Annotated in this window: 16 protein-coding genes; 12 read left to right on the top strand and 4 right to left on the bottom strand. The window is 72.0% G+C overall.

Features of this window, described 5'->3' with window-relative positions; translation table 11 throughout:
* Positions 1 to 3: 3 nt before the first annotated feature.
* From IH26_RS0114165 to IH26_RS0114150, 4 genes are read left to right on the top strand one after another with little or no spacing between them, the layout of a single operon-like run.
* The gene (locus IH26_RS0114165; RefSeq protein ID WP_030436636.1) at positions 4 to 918 is read left to right on the top strand and encodes an ABC transporter ATP-binding protein; all 915 of its coding nucleotides are present in this window, start codon (positions 4 to 6) and stop codon (positions 916 to 918) included.
* Positions 911 to 1,774: an ABC transporter permease subunit gene (locus IH26_RS0114160; protein ID WP_030436635.1), complete on the top strand. Its 864-nt coding sequence runs from the start codon at positions 911 to 913 to the stop codon at positions 1,772 to 1,774. The genes IH26_RS0114165 and IH26_RS0114160 overlap by 8 nt, the downstream gene beginning before the upstream one ends.
* The gene (locus tag IH26_RS0114155; RefSeq protein ID WP_030436634.1) at positions 1,771 to 2,682 is read left to right on the top strand and encodes an ABC transporter ATP-binding protein; all 912 of its coding nucleotides are present in this window, start codon (positions 1,771 to 1,773) and stop codon (positions 2,680 to 2,682) included. The genes IH26_RS0114160 and IH26_RS0114155 overlap by 4 nt, the downstream gene beginning before the upstream one ends.
* Positions 2,682 to 3,392, top strand: coding sequence for an ABC transporter permease (locus IH26_RS0114150; protein ID WP_030436633.1), 711 nt, complete (start codon positions 2,682 to 2,684; stop codon positions 3,390 to 3,392). The genes IH26_RS0114155 and IH26_RS0114150 overlap by 1 nt, the downstream gene beginning before the upstream one ends.
* 133 nt (positions 3,393 to 3,525) lie before the next feature.
* Here the strand turns inward: IH26_RS0114150 and IH26_RS0114145 are convergent, their stop codons facing one another.
* Both IH26_RS0114145 and IH26_RS0114140 read right to left on the bottom strand, forming a co-directional pair.
* A complete protein-coding gene (locus tag IH26_RS0114145) occupies positions 3,526 to 3,948 on the bottom strand; it encodes an NUDIX domain-containing protein (protein WP_030436632.1) in 423 nt (140 codons plus the stop codon).
* Between the two features lie 9 nt (positions 3,949 to 3,957).
* Positions 3,958 to 5,232, bottom strand: coding sequence for a glycosyl hydrolase (locus tag IH26_RS0114140; protein WP_030436631.1), 1,275 nt, complete (start codon positions 5,230 to 5,232; stop codon positions 3,958 to 3,960).
* A 145-nt stretch (positions 5,233 to 5,377) separates the two neighbouring features.
* On the opposite strand from IH26_RS0114140, the gene cysC reads away from it, so the two are divergent.
* The 8 genes from cysC to IH26_RS0114100 all read left to right on the top strand — a co-directional run bounded on the left by cysC (position 5,378) and on the right by IH26_RS0114100 (position 15,506).
* Positions 5,378 to 6,898 carry an adenylyl-sulfate kinase gene (cysC, locus tag IH26_RS0114135; RefSeq protein ID WP_030436630.1) on the top strand — a complete coding sequence of 507 codons (1,521 nt, stop codon included), beginning with the start codon at positions 5,378 to 5,380 and terminating at the stop codon, positions 6,896 to 6,898.
* A gap of 87 nt (positions 6,899 to 6,985) precedes the next feature.
* Positions 6,986 to 8,782, top strand: a complete 1,797-nt coding sequence (locus IH26_RS0114130; RefSeq protein ID WP_030436629.1) for a Wzz/FepE/Etk N-terminal domain-containing protein — start codon at positions 6,986 to 6,988, stop codon at positions 8,780 to 8,782.
* Complete coding sequence (locus IH26_RS0114125; RefSeq protein ID WP_030436628.1) at positions 8,779 to 10,155, top strand: O-antigen ligase family protein; 1,377 nt, start codon at positions 8,779 to 8,781, stop codon at positions 10,153 to 10,155. The genes IH26_RS0114130 and IH26_RS0114125 overlap by 4 nt, the downstream gene beginning before the upstream one ends.
* Positions 10,152 to 11,381: a hypothetical protein gene (locus IH26_RS0114120; RefSeq protein ID WP_030436627.1), complete on the top strand. Its 1,230-nt coding sequence runs from the start codon at positions 10,152 to 10,154 to the stop codon at positions 11,379 to 11,381. Before IH26_RS0114125 ends, IH26_RS0114120 begins: the two co-directional genes overlap by 4 nt.
* Positions 11,382 to 11,391: 10 nt before the next feature.
* The gene (locus IH26_RS0114115) at positions 11,392 to 12,270 is read left to right on the top strand and encodes a sulfotransferase domain-containing protein (RefSeq protein WP_030436626.1); all 879 of its coding nucleotides are present in this window, start codon (positions 11,392 to 11,394) and stop codon (positions 12,268 to 12,270) included.
* Positions 12,267 to 13,793 (top strand): lipopolysaccharide biosynthesis protein, encoded by a 1,527-nt coding sequence (locus tag IH26_RS0114110; RefSeq protein WP_030436625.1) that lies wholly within the window; start codon positions 12,267 to 12,269, stop codon positions 13,791 to 13,793. The genes IH26_RS0114115 and IH26_RS0114110 overlap by 4 nt, the downstream gene beginning before the upstream one ends.
* Positions 13,790 to 14,524, top strand: a complete 735-nt coding sequence (locus IH26_RS0114105; RefSeq protein ID WP_030436624.1) for a class I SAM-dependent methyltransferase — start codon at positions 13,790 to 13,792, stop codon at positions 14,522 to 14,524. Before IH26_RS0114110 ends, IH26_RS0114105 begins: the two co-directional genes overlap by 4 nt.
* Entirely contained in the window at positions 14,517 to 15,506 is a 990-nt protein-coding gene (locus IH26_RS0114100; protein ID WP_030436623.1) for a glycoside hydrolase family 26 protein, read from the top strand. The genes IH26_RS0114105 and IH26_RS0114100 overlap by 8 nt, the downstream gene beginning before the upstream one ends.
* Here the strand turns inward: IH26_RS0114100 and IH26_RS0114095 are convergent.
* Together IH26_RS0114095 and IH26_RS0114090 are read right to left on the bottom strand one after the other, a co-directional pair.
* Positions 15,496 to 15,870, bottom strand: a complete 375-nt coding sequence (locus IH26_RS0114095) for a VOC family protein (protein ID WP_030436622.1) — start codon at positions 15,868 to 15,870, stop codon at positions 15,496 to 15,498. The two genes, IH26_RS0114100 and IH26_RS0114095, sit on opposite strands and share 11 nt — an antisense overlap.
* A 4-nt stretch (positions 15,871 to 15,874) precedes the next feature.
* On the bottom strand, positions 15,875 to 16,657 hold the full coding sequence (locus IH26_RS0114090) for a WecB/TagA/CpsF family glycosyltransferase (RefSeq protein WP_030436621.1): 783 nt from the start codon (positions 16,655 to 16,657) through the stop codon (positions 15,875 to 15,877).
* Positions 16,658 to 16,694: the final 37 nt, after the last annotated feature.

Here is a 16,694-nt window from a genome sequence, read left to right as displayed (position 1 = left end):
CCCGTGACCATCATCGCGACTCAGGCGCTGACCAAGACCTACGGCGGCGGGGTGACGGCCCTGTCCGACCTCACCGTCGAGGTCGACGAGGGCGTCATCGGGCTCGTCGGGGCGAACGGCGCCGGCAAGAGCACCTTCATCAAAATCATGCTGGGGCTCATCGCCCCCAGCTCGGGCGGTGTGCGCGTGTTCGACCTCGACCCGATCGCCGAGACCGACAAGGTGCGGGCCCGGGTCGGCTACATGCCGGAGAACGACTGCCTTCCGCCGGATGTCTCGGCCTCCGAGTTCGTCACCCACGTGGGCCGGCTCAGCGGGCTGCCCAAGGTCGCGGCGCGCGAGCGGGCCTCCGAGGCGCTGCGCCACGTCGGGCTCTACGAGGAGCGGTACCGGCAGATCGGCGGCTACTCGACCGGCATGAAGCAGCGGGTCAAGCTGGCCCAGGCGCTCGTGCACGATCCCGACCTGCTGCTGCTCGACGAGCCGACCAACGGCCTCGACCCGGCCGGCCGGGACGCGATGCTGACCCTGGTGCACCGGATCGGCAACGAGTTCGGCATCTCCGTGGTGGTCTGCTCGCACCTGCTCGGCGAGGTCGAGCGGATCTGCGACTCGCTCATCGCGATCGAGGGCGGCCGCCTGCTGCGCGCCGACCGCATCTCGTCGATGACCGCGGCGTCCGACGTGCTCGCCGTCGAGGTCAGCGAGGGCACCGACGAGCTCGCCGCCCGGCTGCGTGACCTCGGGTTCGAGGTCACCCCCGACGGCCGGCTGCTCCTGGTGCCGCTCGACTCGGATGCGGCGTACGACCGGATCCTGCAGGCCGTCGCCGAGCTGGACCTTCCGCTGCACCGCCTGGACCAGCGGCGTCACCGCGTCGCCGAGCTCTTCACCGTGAAGGAGACCGTCGATGTCTGAGGCCGGCGTCATCCATGACATCGGATACCAGCGGTATCAGGGCCCGCGCCTGGGCCGGGCCGCGCTGCTGGGCGCGCTCTACACGCACGGCCTGCGGTCGGCGTTCGGCCTGGGCCGCAGCGCGAAATCCAAGATCTTCCCGTGGGGCGTGGCCGGCATCGTCCTGCTCGTCGCGGTGATCAATGCGGGCGTACGCTCGCAGATCGGTCGCTGGCTCTTCGACTACTACGAGTTCGCCAACACGATGAGCCTGCTGGTCATCTTCTTCGTCGCGATCGTGGCGCCGGAGCTGGTCTCCCGGGACATTCGCTCAGGCGTGCTGCCGCTGTACTTCAGCCGCCCGCTGCGCGCCGCCGACTACGTGATGGCGAAGGTGGCCGCGCTGGTCACCGCGGTCTGGCTGCTGCTCGGCGTACCCCAATTCGTGATGTTCCTGACCGGGGCCTTCACCACCAAGACCGGCATGAAGGGAGTCTGGCACGAACTCGGGCTGCTCATCCCCGGCTGGGGCTACAGCCTGCTCTGGGCGCTGATCTTCACGAGCATCAGCCTGCTGGTCGCCTCGCTCACCGGCAAGCGCGCGTTCGCGGCCGGCGGCATCGTCGCGGTGTTCCTGATGACCGCGCCGGTGGTCGGCGTGCTCAGCTCGCTGCCCTCGGAGACCGCCCACCACCTGGCCGGGCTGGCGAGCCCGATCGCGCTGGTCAACGGCGTGGAGATCTGGCTGCGCAACCGCACCGACCTGGGCCTGGACATCGGCGACTTCGGCCCGATCTACGGGATCGAGGCGTTCTGTCTGATCGCCGCCTGCCTGCTGCTGCTGTTGGCCCGGTACCGGAAGGTGGCCTCGCTGTGAGCGTCGTCGAGTTGCAGAACGTCTCCCGCTGGTACGGCAACGTGGTGGCGGTCAACGACATCAGCATGACCCTGCAGCCCGGGGTGACCGGCCTGCTCGGCCCGAACGGCGCCGGCAAGACCACGGTGCTGCACATGATGGCCGGCTTCCTCTCCCCCTCCAAGGGCACCGTCACGATCGACGGCAAGCCGACCTGGCGCAACCCGTCGATCTACCGCGCGCTCGGCCTGGTCGCCGAGCGGGAGGCGGTGCACGGCTTCCTCACCGCCCGCGAGTTCGTGACCGCCTGCGCGAAGATGCAGAAGCTGCCCGACCCGGCGGCCGCCGCGGCCCGGGCGCTGGAGATGGTCGAGATGACCGACGCGCAGGACCGCCGGATCGAGACCTTCTCGAAAGGCATGCGGCAGCGCACCCGGGTGGCCGGCGCGCTCGTGCACGAGCCGCAGGTGCTGCTGCTCGACGAGCCGTTCAACGGCATGGACCCGCGGCAGCGGATGCACATGATGGACCTGCTGCACCGCCTCGGCGACCAGGGCCACACCATCCTGTTCAGCTCGCACATCCTGGAAGAGGTCGAGCAGTTGTCCGGCCTGGTCCAGGTGATCGTGGCGGGCCGGCTCGCGGCCTCCGGCGACTACCGCCGGATCCGCCGGCTGATGACCAACCGGCCGCACGTGTTCGCGGTGCAGAGCTCGGACGACCGGCGGCTCGCGGTCGCGCTGATCGGCGAGAAATCGGTGAGCGGCGTCGAGATCGAGCCGGGCGGCCTGACCGTACGAGCCTCCGACTACGGCAGCTTCACTCGCGCGCTGCCGCGCATCGCCCTCGGCGCGGGCATCCGGCTGCGGCGCCTGTTGCCGTCCGACGAGTCGCTGGAGAGCGTCTTCTCCTACCTGCTGGAGGCATGATGTCCACGGTCGCCTACATCACCGCCCGCGGCCTGTTCGGCCGCCGCCGGGTGCTCCTGCTGCTGCCGCTGCCGCTCCTGCTGGCCGGCTTGGCGCTGCTCTGCCACGCGTACGGCGTCGACCCCAACCAGTGGGGCCAGGCGGTGATCGTCGGCCTCGGCTTCGCCGTGGTCCTGCCGGTGACCAGCCTGATCGTCGGCACCGGGGTGCTCGGCTCCGAGGTCGACGACGGCACGATCATCCACATCCTCACCAAGCCGCTCCCCCGGCGCGACATCATCCTGGCCAAGCTGCTGGTCGCGGCGGGCGTCTCGGCGGTGGTCTCGGCGGTGCCGCTGTTCGTGACCGGCGTCCTGGCCGACAACGTCCACTTCGGCCTGGCCCTGGCGGTCGCGGCGGTGGTCGGCGCGGTGGCGTACTCCGCGCTGTTCCTGCTGCTGAGCCTGCTGACCCGGCGGCCGGTGCTGCTCGGGCTGGTCTACATCCTGGTGTGGGAGGGCCTGCTGGGCCGGTTCGTGAGCGGCACGAGGGTTCTCTCCATCGAGCAGTACGTCATCGCGATCGCCGACAAGATCGCCCCGACCGACATCCTCCCCGGCAAGGTGAACCTGACGGTCGCCATCGTGATGAGCGCGATCTTCGCGATCGGCGGCACGATCTACGCCATCAACCGCCTGGGCTCGTTCAGCATGGCCGGCGAGACCAGCTAGTCCCGACCACGCCACCGCTTCAGCCGGCCGAGGGTCTCCGCCCGCCACGGAGGCCCTCGGCCCACCCATGACCACATCAGGCAACGACCGCACCACCACGCACTCATCGTGCGACCCGCCCAGCGCCACCGCGTCAGCGCGATGGGGTGCCGTGATTGAGGTAGCGGGTCTCGCCCGGCCGGGCGGCTCGCAAGCGGCGGGCCAAGCCGGGCGCCACGTAGCTGTCCAGGTCGGCCGGTGCGACGTACTCCCAAGCGGTGATCTCGCCGTCGGCGAAGTGGATTTTCGCGAGGTCGGCCTCGGTGAGCGGCACCGCGTCGAAGACGAACAGGAGGCGGTCGGGGTCGGGGGCCCAGTCGACCACCAGGGCCGGGCCGACCGTGATGGTCAGGCCCAGTTCCTCGGCCACCTCGCGGGCGCACGCCTCGGACGGCGTCTCGCCCGGCTCCACTATGCCACCGGGGATGTCCCACTCCGGCTTGTAGTGCGGCTTGACCAGGAACACGCGGCCGCCGGCGTCCCGGACGAGGGCGCCGGCGGCGACGAGCAAAGACATGAGCGCAGCCTACGACGTGACGGCCACCTGGAAGATCGGGAGCTTGCCCAGGTTCCGGTACGCCTGCAGGGCCGCGGGCGTACTGTCCACCGAGGAGTCCTGGCCCTTCTGGTTGTGCGGCGTCTCGAACTGGACCATCGCCCGGATCTTCGGGAAGCGGCGGATCTCCGAGCCCAGCTGCCGGTAGAAGTCCACTTTGTACGCCCGGTTGCGGTTGGAGGACCAGACGCCCCACTCGGCGATCATGATGGGCTTGCCAGGGTGGCGGGTGACCGCCCAGGTGTAGAAGCCGGGCCAGCTGTGCTTGCCGGCGCCCTCGATCTTGCGGTTGACGACCTCGGTGAAGTCGCCGTGGCCGTAGCCGGGGTCGCTGTACGCGTACGTGTCGAAGCCGATCCAGTCGACCACGTCGTCGCCGGGATACATCTGGTTGAACCAGCTCTGCGTCGCGTGCGGCACGTACGTCATGTGCACCAGCACCGTCACCATGTTGGTCACGCCGTGCGCCCGCAGCCGCTTGACCACGTGCCGGTACATCGCGGCGTAGTCCCGGGCGGTGTAGCCGGAACCGGCCCGCGGCCGTACGTCGTTCTCGCCCTCGTGGTGGATGGCGAGGAAGAACTGCTCGGGGAAGGTCTGCCGGATGTGCGCGGCGAGCCGGTCGAGGAACGCGTCGGTGCGCCGGTCGCCGCGGGCGATCGCCGCCCAGGAGGCCGCCTCCGGCTTCCAGTTGAGGAACAGGATGCGGTGCCGGCCGGGCTGGCGGGCGATCGCGATCTCCTGCGGCGTCGGGAACAACTGCCGGATCCCGCCGTGGTACGCGTGGAAGATCGCCTGCGTACGCCCGGTCTTGCGCTCGAACACGGCGAGCGCGTACGCGCCGCGGCTCGCGGTGTGTGCGCCCGGCGCGACCCCCCAGAGGATGCCGCAGGTCGGGATCAGCTTCCGCCCGGTGCGACAAGGGGCCTGCCGAGAGGCCGGAGGCGGCGGCGCGGTATAGGCCGCGTCGGCGGTGACTCGGGTGCTTGCCGGGGTAGGGGGAGGGGACGCCGGCGGCGACGGGCGAGTCGTGAAGGCGGGCAGCCGGCCGCTGAGGACGGGCCGCTCCGGCGTGGCGAGCACGGGCAGCGAAACGGTCGGATCGCCCACCGCACCGAGCGGCAGGCCCAGCTGATCGACCCCGCCGGTCCAGGCCCAGGCGAGCGTGGTCACGACGGAGAGGACGAAGGCCGCCGGTACGGCGGCGAGGTGGACAAGCCGGAAGCGGCGCGGGCGTCGACTCACGAGGTGCCAGTATTGTGATGAAGATCCGATTTGTCCAACATCTGACGCGGAATAATCGGACAAAATGGGTGAGTGGAGACCCGTCTCGACCACGATCCGGCGGGCTGCGAAACTGTCCCCTAATCGGCCGCAGGGGGATGCGAAGGTGAGTGGTTCGGTGCTTCCCGAGGACGTGTTGCGCGACGCCCCGTCATACACGCCGCACGCGCACGAGCTCGCGGACCTCGAACTGCTGCTCTCCGGCGCGTATGCGCCGCTCACCGGGTTCCTGGGCCGCGCCGATCTGAACTCGCTGCGGCGCCGCGGCCGGCTCGCCGACGGCACGCAGTGGCCCGTCCCGGTCACCCTCGAGGTGCCCGCCGAGCTGGCGAGCGACCTGGTGCTCGAGGACCCGCTGCACCGCACGATCATCCTGACCGACCCGGAGGGCGCGCCGGTGGCCGCGCTCGAGGTCACCGACGCCTGGTCGACCGGCGAGCGGACGTACGGCGTGGGCGGCACGGTCCGCCGGATGGGCGACGGCGGCCACGGCCCGTTCCAGCGGCTGCGGCGCACCCCGGCCGAGGTCCGGGCCCTGCTGCCACCCGGCCGGGTGCTCGGCGTGATCGCCGACCGGCCGCTGCACCGCCCGCAGCTGGCCCAGATCGCGCACGCGGCCCGTACCCTCGCCGCCCACCTGCTGATCCTCATCCCGGTGACCGGCCCGGGGCCGGACGGGCTGCCGCCCGAGGCGCTGGTCCGGGCGATCTTCTCGGCCCGCGACCGGATGCCACCGGCCACGATCGTCGCGGTCCCGCTGCTCAACCGCGGCGACGAGATGCGCGACGCGTTGCTGCGGGCGCGGGTGGCCGGGGCGTACGGCGTCACGCATGTGCTCTCCACCGGCGAGATGCTCTCCGGCGGGGGCCTGCGGGTGCTGGTGCCGCGCGAGCTCGCCTACGACAACCGGGACGGCCAGTGGCGCTGGCGGGACGACATCCCGCCGCGCAACCGCCGGCTCGCGATGACCGCCGCCGAGATCAACGACGTGCTGGACCGCGGCTTCCCGCTGCCCGAGTGGCACACCCCGCCCGCGGTGGCCAAGGAGCTGACCCGGGCCCGTCCGCCGCGCCGGCACCGCGGTCTGGTGGTGTTCTTCACCGGCTTCTCCGGCTCGGGCAAGTCGACCATCGCCCGGGGTCTGGCCGACTCGCTGCGCGAGTCCGGCGAGCGCACGATCACCCTGCTGGACGGGGATGTGGTCCGGCGCGAGCTCTCCGCGGGGCTGGGCTTCTCGAAAGCAGACCGGGACCGCAACGTACGCCGGATCGGCTGGGTCGCGGCGGAGGTGGGCCGGCATCGGGGCATGGCGGTGGCCTGCCCGATCGCGCCCTACGAGTCGGCCCGCGCCGCCGTGCGCGGGATGGCCCAGGACGCCGGCGCCGGCTTCGTCCTGGTCCACGTGAACACCCCGCTCGAGGTCTGTGAGCAGCGCGACCGCAAGGGCCTGTACGCCCGGGCGCGGGCCGGCCAGCTGCGCGGCATGACCGGCATCGACGACCCGTACGAGGAGCCGGCGAACGCCGAGCTGACCATCGACACCACCACCATCACCGTGCCGGAGGCGATCGAGCTCGTGCTCGCCTACCTCGTCGAGAACGGCTGGGTGGAGCCGAAACTGACGTAGAGCCATCACGTTAGGCGGGAGTCAGCCGTTTAGCCCCTGGGGGCAAAACGCCCGAACTCACTCCACCCCCGAAAGGGCCGCCGACCGATGGAAGCCTCTCGCCCCGCCGACGTCTCGCACTATCTCGGCGTTTTCCGCCGTCACTGGTGGATCGCGCTGATCGCGACGGGCGCGGGTCTCGGGGCGGGCGTCGCGCTGACCAGGGCGCTGCCCAAGACGTACGAGTCGTCGGCCTCGGTCCTGGTGCAGGCGCTCGACCAGGACACCAACGCGCAGGGCGGCCGCACCAAGGGCGCGGTCAACCTGGACACCGAGGCGCAGCTGGTGCGCTCGGGCGCGGTCGCCACCGGCGCGGCGAAGCTGCTGCGGACCACGCGCTCGCCGATCGACCTGGCCAAGGACGTCTCGGTCGAGGTGCCGGCCAACACCACCGTGCTGGTGGTCACCTTCCAGGCCGGCACGCCGCAGGACGCGCAGTCGGGGGCGCACGCGTTCGCCGAGGCGTACCTGCAGAACCGGCAGGACACCGCGCAGAGCGCGCTGAACCAGCAGATCAAGACGCTGACCGCGAAGGTCCAGCAGCTCACCAGCACGCTCTCCGGGATCAACAGCCGGCTGGCCAACGCGGCCAAGGGCAGCCCGGACCAGAGCAACCTGATGAGCCTGCGGAGCAACTCGCAGAACCAGCTGAACGGGCTGACCGGCCGGCTGAACGAGCTGACCACGACCACGGTCGGCGCCGGCGACATCATCAGCGACGCCCGTCTGCCGGACACCCCGACCAGCCCGAACCCGATGGTCAACCTGGCCACCGGCGGCATGGCCGGGCTGCTGCTCGGGGTGGCGCTGGCGTTCCTGCGGGAGCGGTTCGACCGGCGGCTGCGCTCGGCCGCCGACGTGCGCGACCGCGGCCAGGTGCACGTGCTGGCCGCCCTGGACGAGCGCACCACCCCGCACTTCGACGACGTGCTCCAGCCGTACGGGGCCGGTGGCCGGGTCTTCAACCGGCTGCGCAACGAGATCCTGGCGACGCTGAGCCCGAGCGACCAGGTGATCGTGGTGACCGGGACGAGCCGCGGGTCGGCCGCGACGCTGGTGGCCGCGAACCTGGCGGCCGCGCTCGCCCGTACCGGAAGCGATGTGGTTCTGATCGGCGCCCACCTGCCGGACAGCGTGGTGGACGTGGCGCCGCTGGCCCGGATGCTCGGCGTCTCGGCCGTGCCGGGCCTCTCCGACCTGCTGGCCGGGCGGGTCGGCCTGGCCCGGGCGCTGCAGCGCACCCCGCGCATCCCGTCGCTGCGGGTGATCACCACGGGCGGCGCGGCCACCGCGGCCGGCCTGATGCAGTCGCAGCGGCTCAAGGACACCCTGGAGGCGCTGCGCCGGCAGGGCGGCTACGTGGTGATCGAGGCGCCCTCGACCAGCAGCAGCGCCGACGCGCAGGGGCTGGCCAGCCTGGCCGACGCCGCCCTGCTCGCGGTCGAGCTGCGCAAGTCGCGCCGGCCCGCCCTGCTGGACGCGGCCGAGCAGTTGCAGCGGGTCGGCACCCCGCTGCTGGGCGCCGTGGTCCTCCCCCGGCTCGCCAACCTGCGCGGCGGCGAGCCGAACGGCCCGGCGGTCACCCTGCCGGCCACCGAGAAGGAGAGCAAGGCGGTCCGGCTGGACGGACCGGTCGCGGACTCCGACCTGACCCAGCCGATGCGCTTCCCGACCAACACCATGTCGGCGGCGGAGAAGGCCAAGGCCGCCAAGGCGGTGGCGACCGCCGCGGCCGAGAAGACCGCGGAGAAGCCGCAGGTGCGCCCGCGCACGGCGGACGCGGCCGACGAGATCACCGCGGTGATCGACATGTCCGGGATGGTCAAGGACGGCGACGGCAAGTGACGCCGGCCGCCACGGCCGCCGCACCCGGACGGACCGGCGGTCCCGCACACGGCGCGCCCAAGACCCGGACCCTGCCGGCCTGGCCGGTGGCGGGCATCCTGGCGCTCTATCCGCTGTGGTGGGCGCTCGGGCTCGGCGTGCTGATCTTCGCGGTGATGGCCGTGCCCATGCTGTTCCTGCTGCTGCGCCGCCGCGCGGCCGGCCGGTCGCTGCGCCTGCCGCCCGGTTTCCTGTGGTGGGCACTGTTTCTGACCGCGGTGGTGGTGAGCCTCGGCGCGCTGGGTGTCGACCCGCCGGGCACGATCGCCGAGCACGCCGTCGGCCGGCTGCCCGGGGCGGCCTACAAGCTCACCATGTACGCGTCGCTGACCGTCCTGCTGCTCTACGCCGGCAACCTGACCGAGGCCGAGCTGCCGAAGCGGCGGCTGGTCAGGTACCTCGGCTGGCTGTTCGTGGTGACCGTGGCCGGCGGCCTGCTCGGCATGGTGGCCGGGCACTTCCAGTTCACCTCGCCGGTCGAGATGCTGCTGCCGGGGAGCGTGCGAAGCAAGGGCTTCGTGCAGTCGCTGGTGCACCCGTACGCCGCGCAGATCATGGACCTGGTCGGCGGGGACCGGCCGCGCCCGGCCGCGCCCTGGGGGTACACCAACACCTGGGGCAACAACTTCTGCCTGCTGGCCGGCTGGCTGGTGGTCGCGGCTTGGCAGAGCGGCAAGGGCCGCAACAAATTCTGGGCGATCGTCTGCCTGCTGGTCTCGATCCTGCCGGCGGTGGTCTCCCTCAACCGGGGGCTCTGGATCGGGCTCGGTCTCCTGATCGTTTACATCGCCGCCCGGTACGTGCTGGCCGGCAAGATGTGGATCATTGGACTGCTCGCGGTGACCGGCGCCCTGCTCGGCTTGGCGCTGATGGCCACCCCGCTCGGCGGCGTGGTCAGCGCCCGGCTGGACAACGGCAAGTCCAACGGCGTCCGCTCGTTCCTGGTGGACCGGGCGATGGACGGCATCGGCGGCTCGCCGATCGTCGGCTACGGCGGCACCCGGAACACCGCCGGCGGCCGGCAGTCGATCGCGGTCGGCGAGACGTCGAGCTGCGAGCGCTGCGGGAACTTCACGGTCGGTGGGAACGGCCAGCTGTGGCAGCTGCTCTACTCGCACGGCATCGTTGGCACGGCCGGTTACCTGGGCTTTTTCACGTACGTCCTGTGGCGTTTCCGCCGGGATCGCAGCGCGATCGGGGTCGCCGGGAGTGCCGCGCTGGTCACCTCGTTCTCCGCGATGCTCTGGTACAACTCGCTGGTCACCCCCCTGGCCTTCATGGTTCTGGCCGTTGCGCTGCTCTGGCGCAACTCGATCGAGGGGGATCCGACATGAGTCCGGTGAGGACGGCGCCCGCCGAGCTGACCGCCGGCGACGCGGCGCTGCGTACCCAGTACCTGACCGAGGTGCTCGACCTGCTCTACCCCTGGCCCTGCCGCACGGACGGGTCGCCCGGCACCCCGATCGCCGAGTACCTGGTCGTCCCGGACGCGCGCCGCCCCCGCCTGCTGGTCCCGTCCGCCTCCCGCCGGGTGGCCGCCGCCGCGGTCCGCCGGTACGCCGAGCCGCAGTCCCGGGCCGCCCGGCTGAAGCGGGACGCGGTGGTCGCCGCGGTCCGTACCGGCGCGTCCGCGGTGCTGCTGCGCGACCGGGTCCGGGTCACCGGCCCGTTCTCGGCGAGCATCGACGGCTACCTGAGCGAGCAGCTCGGCCGGGAGTTGTCGGTCAGCATCCACATCGGACCGGCGCGGGCCAACCGCAAGCCGGTGCTGCAGCTGATCGGCCCGGAGGGGGACACCTTCGGCTTCGGCAAGCTCGGCACCGGCCCGCTCACCCGCGCCCTGGTACGCGCCGAGACGGCCGCGCTGACCACGCTCGGCGGGAGCGGGCTGACCAAGCTGACCGTGCCGCGGGTGCTGCACGCGAGCGAGTGGCGCGGGCTCGCGGTGATGGTCCAGTCGGCGCTGCCGGTCTGGTTCCCGCGCGCGCCGCTGACCCAGCGCCGGCTGGTCGGCGCGATGCTCGACATCGCCGGCTGCTGCGGCTACACCACCGGGCCGCTGGACTCCAGCGGGTACTGGCAGCAACTGCGCAGCCGGCTCGCCGCGGTGAGCGACCGGCCCGAGGGGGCTTGTCTCGGCTCGGCGGCGGAGCTGCTGGTGAAGCGCGCCGGCGACACCCTTTTCCGGTACGGGGCCTGGCACGGCGACTGGGCGCCCTGGAACATGGCGAACCTCGCCGACGGGCTGCTGGTCTGGGACTGGGAGCGGTTCGCCACCGGCGTGCCGATGGGCTTCGACGCCGTGCACCACGAGCTCCAGCGGCGGGTCCAGGCGACCGGCGACGCCACCGACGCGGTCGAGCGGACCGTGCGCCGGGCCGCCGAGCTGCTGGCGCCGTTCGGGGTGCCGCCGGCCGGCCGCGAGGTGACCGCGCTGCTGTACCTGGTCGACCTGGCCGCCCGCTACCTGACCGACCGCCAGGCCGAGGCCGGCGCCCGGCTGGGCGTCCTCGGCACGTGGCTGCTGCCGGTGCTCATCCGCCGGGTCGAGGAGCTCTGAGGAGAGCACGATGGACGTACGCAACATGCCGGCCCCGATGAAACGGGTCGTGCACCTGGGCACCTGGTCGTACGGCCGGCTCACCTCGCCGGGCCGGATGAACCCGTCGTTCCTCATCTGCGGCGGCCAGCGCTGCGGGACGACCTCGATGTACCGGGCGCTGGCCGCGCACCCGGTCGTGCTCAAGGCCGTGCTGCACAAGGGCGTGCACTACTTCGACACCTCGTACGACCGCGGGCCGGCCTGGTACAAGGCGCATTTCCCGCTGGTACGCAGCGCCGACAAGGTCAGCGAGCGGTACGGCGTGGCCGCGCAGACCTTCGAGTCGAGCCCGTACTACATGTACCACCCGCAGGCGGCCGCCCGGATCGCCCTCGACCTGCCCGGCGCCCGGCTGCTGGTGCTGGTCCGTGACCCGGTCGAGCGGGCGTACTCGCAGCACCACCACGAGGTGGCCCGCGGCTTCGAGACCGAGCGGGACTTCGGCGCGGCGCTCGCCCTCGAACCGGCCCGGCTGCACCGGCAGGAGGAGCGGCTGGCCGCCGACCCGTCGTACTACAGCTTCGCGCACCAGCATCACGCCTACCGGGCGCGCGGCGAGTACGCCCGCTACCTGAGCGTGATGGCGCAGCACGTCGGCCGGGAGCGGATCCACGTGGTGGAGAGCGAGCGGTTCTTCACCGAGCCGGAGGACGTGTACGACGAGGTCTGCTCGTTCCTGGGCCTGCCCACCTACCTGGAACGGCCGCCGTTCGAGCGGCACAACGCCCGCCCCCGGCAGGCCGACATGGACCCCGGGCTGCGCCGCGAGCTGACCGGCCACTACCAGCCGCACGACGACGCGCTGGCCCGCTGGCTGGGCCGGACACCGGTCTGGCGCCGCACATGACTGATTTATTGGAGAAAAACGGCACGAAAGCCGTCGCGCGCGGCGGCCTGGCCAACATGGTCGGCTCGGCGCTCGCCGGCGGCACCGGCTTCGCGGTCACCTGGATCGTCGCCCGCTCGCTGGGCCCGGATCAGGCCGGCGCGTTCTTCGCCTCCACCGCCGCCTTCGTGCTGGCCGGCGGCCTGGCGAAGCTCGGCACCCAGACCGGCCTGGTCTACTGGCCGGCCCGGCTGCGCGCCACCGGCCGCACCGAGCTGCTCGGGGCCTGCCTGCGCACCGGGCTCGCCCCGGTGATCGGCATGTCGCTGCTGCTGGCGGCCGGCATGTGGCTGGCGGCGCCGGCGATCGCCCGCACCACCGCGCACCAGGCGGCGGCCGCGGTCGGCACGCACACCGCCGGGCTGCGGGTGCTGGCCCTGTTCATGCCGTTGCAGGCGCTCACCGACGCGCTGCTCACGGCGACCCGCGGCTACCGGGCGATGCGCCCGACCGTGCTCTACGACCGCATCCTCCGCAGCGCGCTGCAGTTGCTGCTGGTGGCCGCGGCCGGGGTGGCCGCACTGTGGACGGCCGCCTCGCTGGCCGGCTCGGTTCTGCCGATGTTCGCGTTCGCGTGGGCGGTCCCCTACCTGCCGGTGACGGTGCTTTCCGCGTACGCCATCCGCAAGCTCTATCTCGCGAGCAAACCGCCTGGGGTGACCACCCGCCGGGTCGAACGGCGCGGCATGCGCCGGGATTTCTGGCGCTTCACCGGGCCGCGCGCGCTCGCCAGCGTCGCCCAGCTCGCGCTGCAGCGGGTGGACGTGCTGCTGGTGGCGGCCCTGGGTGGCCTGACGCCGGCGGCGGTCTACGCGGTGGCCGGGCGATTCGTCGTGCTCATTCAGTTCGCCAACCAGGGCATCTCGCAATCGGTGCAGCCGCGGCTGGCCGAGGCGCTGGCCACCGGCGACCGCGAGCGGGCCAATCACCTCTACCAGACCGCGACCGGCTGGCTGGTGCTGGTGACCTGGCCGATCAACCTGCTGGTGATCCAGTTGGCGCCGCTCTACCTGCGGCTGTTCGGCGCGGGCTACACGGCCGGGCGGACCGTGGTGGTGATCCTGGCGAGCGCGATGCTGGTCGCGACCGGCTGCGGCATGGTCGACATGGTCCTCGCGATGGCCGGGCGTACCTCGTGGAACCTGGTCAACGTCCTGATCGCGCTGGGTGTCACGATCGGGCTGGACGTGCTGCTCATCCCCCGGTTCGGGGCGCTCGGCGCGGCGATCGGGCTGGCCGGCGCGATGGTCGCGAACAACGTGCTGCCGCTGATCCAGGTCGGCCGGGTCGCCCGCCTGCACCCCTTCGGCCGGGGCACCCGGGCCGCCGCGCTGCTGTCGCTGGCCTGCTTCGGCGCGCTTCCCCTGCTGGCCGGCCCGGTGGCCGGTCCCGCACTTGCCGTACCGGCCTTCCTGGCGGGGGTCTGGCTGCTCCGCGGCCCGCTCGCGCTGGAGGCGTTCACCAGCCAACGGAGGAGCAGATGAGCACGGATTACACCAAGGTGTTCCAGGACACCGCGGCGGTCGAGAAGTACGAGACCATCACGTACGCGCCGGACAGCTACGCGTCGCAGATCAACCAACGGCAACGCGACTACCTGCGCACGCTGGTCCGGCGCGAGTTCGGCCCACGCGCGCCGGTGCAGCACGACTTCGCCTGCGGCACCGGGCGGGCCATCCGTACGCTGCACGGCCTGGTCCGGGAGGCGCACGGGTACGACACGTCGGCCGCGATGATGGTCAAGGCCGCCGACGTCGGCTCGCACGCGCACTGGCACCGGGTCGCCGCGGACGGCCCGGCGCCGTCCCCGGTCGAGGCCGGCTCCCCGGCGATCGTGACCATGTTCCGGCTGCTGCTCAATGTGGACGAGGCGGTCCGCGACCGGGCGCTGGCGTTCGCCGCGAAGGCGCTGCCCGAGCCGATGTCCGGCGTTCTGGTGGTGGAGAACCACGGCAACGCCGGCTCGCTGCGGCACCTGCGGGCCCGGCGGCACCGCGGCGACCGCTGGTTCGCCGAGCTCTCCCACGACCAGGTGGAGTCGCTGCTCGGCCGGCACGGCTTCGAGATCGTCGAGCGCCGCGGCTTCTCGATGATCACGCCGGGCTGGCACGGGAATCCGCTGGTCCGGGTGGCGGATGCGGCGGTGCGGCGGCTGCCCGGGAGCGATGGGTATGCGGTGAACGTGCTCTACACGGCTCGGCGTACCCATGCGTAGGGGTTTCGTCGCTTTTATCGGTTTTTTGCTGCTGGCCGGCTGCTCCGCCGCGGACAAAAAGGACAAGGCGCCGCCGCCCTCCGACTTGTCCGGGAAACCCGCGGCGATCGCGCTCGATCGCGGGCCGTTCGAGAGCGGCCCGGTCCGCGCGCCGTCCGAGGGCGCGCTGGTCGGAGCGTGGATCAAGCCGGAGGAGCTGACCCACGTGGGCCGGCTCGCCGCGGTCGACAGCCTGGAGAACGACCTCGGCCGGCGGTTGAGCATCATCAACACGTACCGCCGCTTCGAGCAGCCGGTCGGCACCGCCTCGGACCAGGAGTTCCTCGCCGACGGCGCGACCCTGATGATCAGCTGGGCCACCGGCGACAACCGGTCCATCCTGGACGGCGACTACGACGACCTGATCCGCAAGCAGGCCGTCGCGATCCGGAAGATCCATCGGCCGGTGCTGCTGCGGATGCGCTGGGAGATGGACCGGCCCAACCTGCGGGCCACCATGTGGTCGGCCGAGGACTACATCGCCGCCTGGAAGTACGTCCGCGGGATCTTCCGGGAGGAGCGCGCGGACAACGTCTCCTGGGTGTGGTGCCCGACCGCGGAGGGGTTCATCCGGGGCGACGCGCCGAGCTTCTACCCGGGCGACGACCAGGTCGACTGGACCTGTGTGGACGTCTACGCCGGCGAGACGTTCCAGCCGATCGGCCAGCTCATGGGCCCGTTCCTGCGGTTCGCGGCCGGCCACCCCAAGCCGATCATCATCGGCGAGTTCGGGGTGGCCAAGGCATGGGGGTCGCAGCGCCGGGCCGCCTGGCTGAAGGACGCCGAGCGCACCTTCAAGGCCAACCCGCAGATCAAGGCGGTCGCCTACTTCGACTCCGACCCGGACGGCAGCGGACCGACCAGGCAGTTCCAGCTCACCGGCGACAAACCCGCGTTCAAGGCCTTCCAGAGCCTGGTCCGCGACCGCTATTTCAACCCTTGATCTCTTCCAGGAATTCGAGCCGGTTGCCATGCGCGTCGTGCGCGTAGAGCCGCCGGTGACCCGGGAAGTGCGGATCCCACTCGACCGGGTGACCGGCGGCTTCCAGGCGCGCCGCCAAAAGATCAAGACCATGCACGAGTACGCCGGGATGCGCCTTTCGTTCCGGCACGAAGCCCGGCACCGGGCTGACGTGCACCTCCCAGCCGCCGCCGCGGAACCAGCACCCGCCCCGGGCGGCCAGCACCGGCGGCTTCGCCAACTCGGTCATGCCGAGCACCCCCGCGTAGAACGCACGGGCCTCCCCCTCCCCACCGGGCGGGCACAGCAACTGGACGTGGTGCAGGTCCTCGAAGGTGAACGTCATGCACCTATTTTGATCTGACGCGCTGCCCGGGCGCCCGGGCCAGCAGCTTCAGCGCGTACGGCGCGTCGTGCCGCAGGTATCGCCCGGCCAGCCGCCTCGGATCGTTGCCCAGCCGGTGCGCCCACTCCAGTCCGGTCCGCTGCATCCAGCGCGGCGCCCGGGCCACGTCGCCGGCCACGAAGTTGACCGCCGCGCCGCAGCCGATGAACCACGCGGCCGGCAGCCCCGGCCGCAACCGGGCGATCATCCGCTCCTGTTTGGGGAAGCCGAGACCGACGAAGACCAGGTCCGGTTCCGCGTCGATCACCTTGGCGCAGAATTGCTCGTACGTGGTCGGATCGTCCTCGAAACCGAAGTCCGGGCACAGCGTCCCGGCCACCCGCAGGCCCGGGCACTCCCGCTCCAGCTTGTCGGCCGCGCGGGCCGCGCCGTCGGTCTCCGGCGAGCCGCCGATCACGAAGATGGACCGCTTGTCGAGCGCCAGGCCCGCCGACAGCGACCAGATCAGGCTGCTGCCGGCCACCCGCTCCGGCAGCGGGGTGCCGCCGAGCTTGCTCGCCCAGATCAGCGGCATGCCGTCCGCCACGATCAGGTCGGCGTCGTCGAGGTGCTCGCGCGCCTCGTCGTCGGTCTGCGCCCGGCGCAGGATGTCGATGTTCGGCGTGACGATCCGCCCGCCCCGGCCATGGGTGAGCGCATCCCGCACCACGGCCACGACCTCGGCCTCGGTGATCCGGTCGATACCCGTTCCATCCAGGTCGACCCGCTCGAAAGCCTCGATGGGCACCTGTCGCCTCCTTCACGGTGTTTGCCTCGTTATAGGA

The organism is Actinoplanes subtropicus (assembly GCF_000721705.1).
Taxonomy (GTDB): Bacteria; Actinomycetota; Actinomycetes; order Mycobacteriales; family Micromonosporaceae; genus Actinoplanes; species Actinoplanes subtropicus.
The sequence above is the reverse complement of the archived record's forward strand: the minus strand, read 5'-3'. Positions and strand labels throughout refer to the sequence as shown.

Excerpts from the sequence above, each read along its gene's own strand:
- IH26_RS0114145 (WP_030436632.1), bottom strand. The coding sequence starts at position 3,948 with ATGTCTTTGCTCGTCGCCGCCGGCGCCCTCGTCCGGGACGCCGGCGGC.
- IH26_RS0114130 (WP_030436629.1), top strand. The coding sequence starts at position 6,986 with ATGGAAGCCTCTCGCCCCGCCGACGTCTCGCACTATCTCGGCGTTTTC.
- IH26_RS0114095 (WP_030436622.1), bottom strand. The coding sequence starts at position 15,870 with ATGACGTTCACCTTCGAGGACCTGCACCACGTCCAGTTGCTGTGCCCG.
- IH26_RS0114110 (WP_030436625.1), top strand. The coding sequence starts at position 12,267 with ATGACTGATTTATTGGAGAAAAACGGCACGAAAGCCGTCGCGCGCGGC.
- IH26_RS0114160 (WP_030436635.1), top strand. The coding sequence starts at position 911 with ATGTCTGAGGCCGGCGTCATCCATGACATCGGATACCAGCGGTATCAG.
- IH26_RS0114105 (WP_030436624.1), top strand. The coding sequence starts at position 13,790 with ATGAGCACGGATTACACCAAGGTGTTCCAGGACACCGCGGCGGTCGAG.
- IH26_RS0114100 (WP_030436623.1), top strand. The coding sequence starts at position 14,517 with ATGCGTAGGGGTTTCGTCGCTTTTATCGGTTTTTTGCTGCTGGCCGGC.
- IH26_RS0114150 (WP_030436633.1), top strand. The coding sequence starts at position 2,682 with ATGTCCACGGTCGCCTACATCACCGCCCGCGGCCTGTTCGGCCGCCGC.
- IH26_RS0114115 (WP_030436626.1), top strand. The coding sequence starts at position 11,392 with ATGGACGTACGCAACATGCCGGCCCCGATGAAACGGGTCGTGCACCTG.
- IH26_RS0114120 (WP_030436627.1), top strand. The coding sequence starts at position 10,152 with ATGAGTCCGGTGAGGACGGCGCCCGCCGAGCTGACCGCCGGCGACGCG.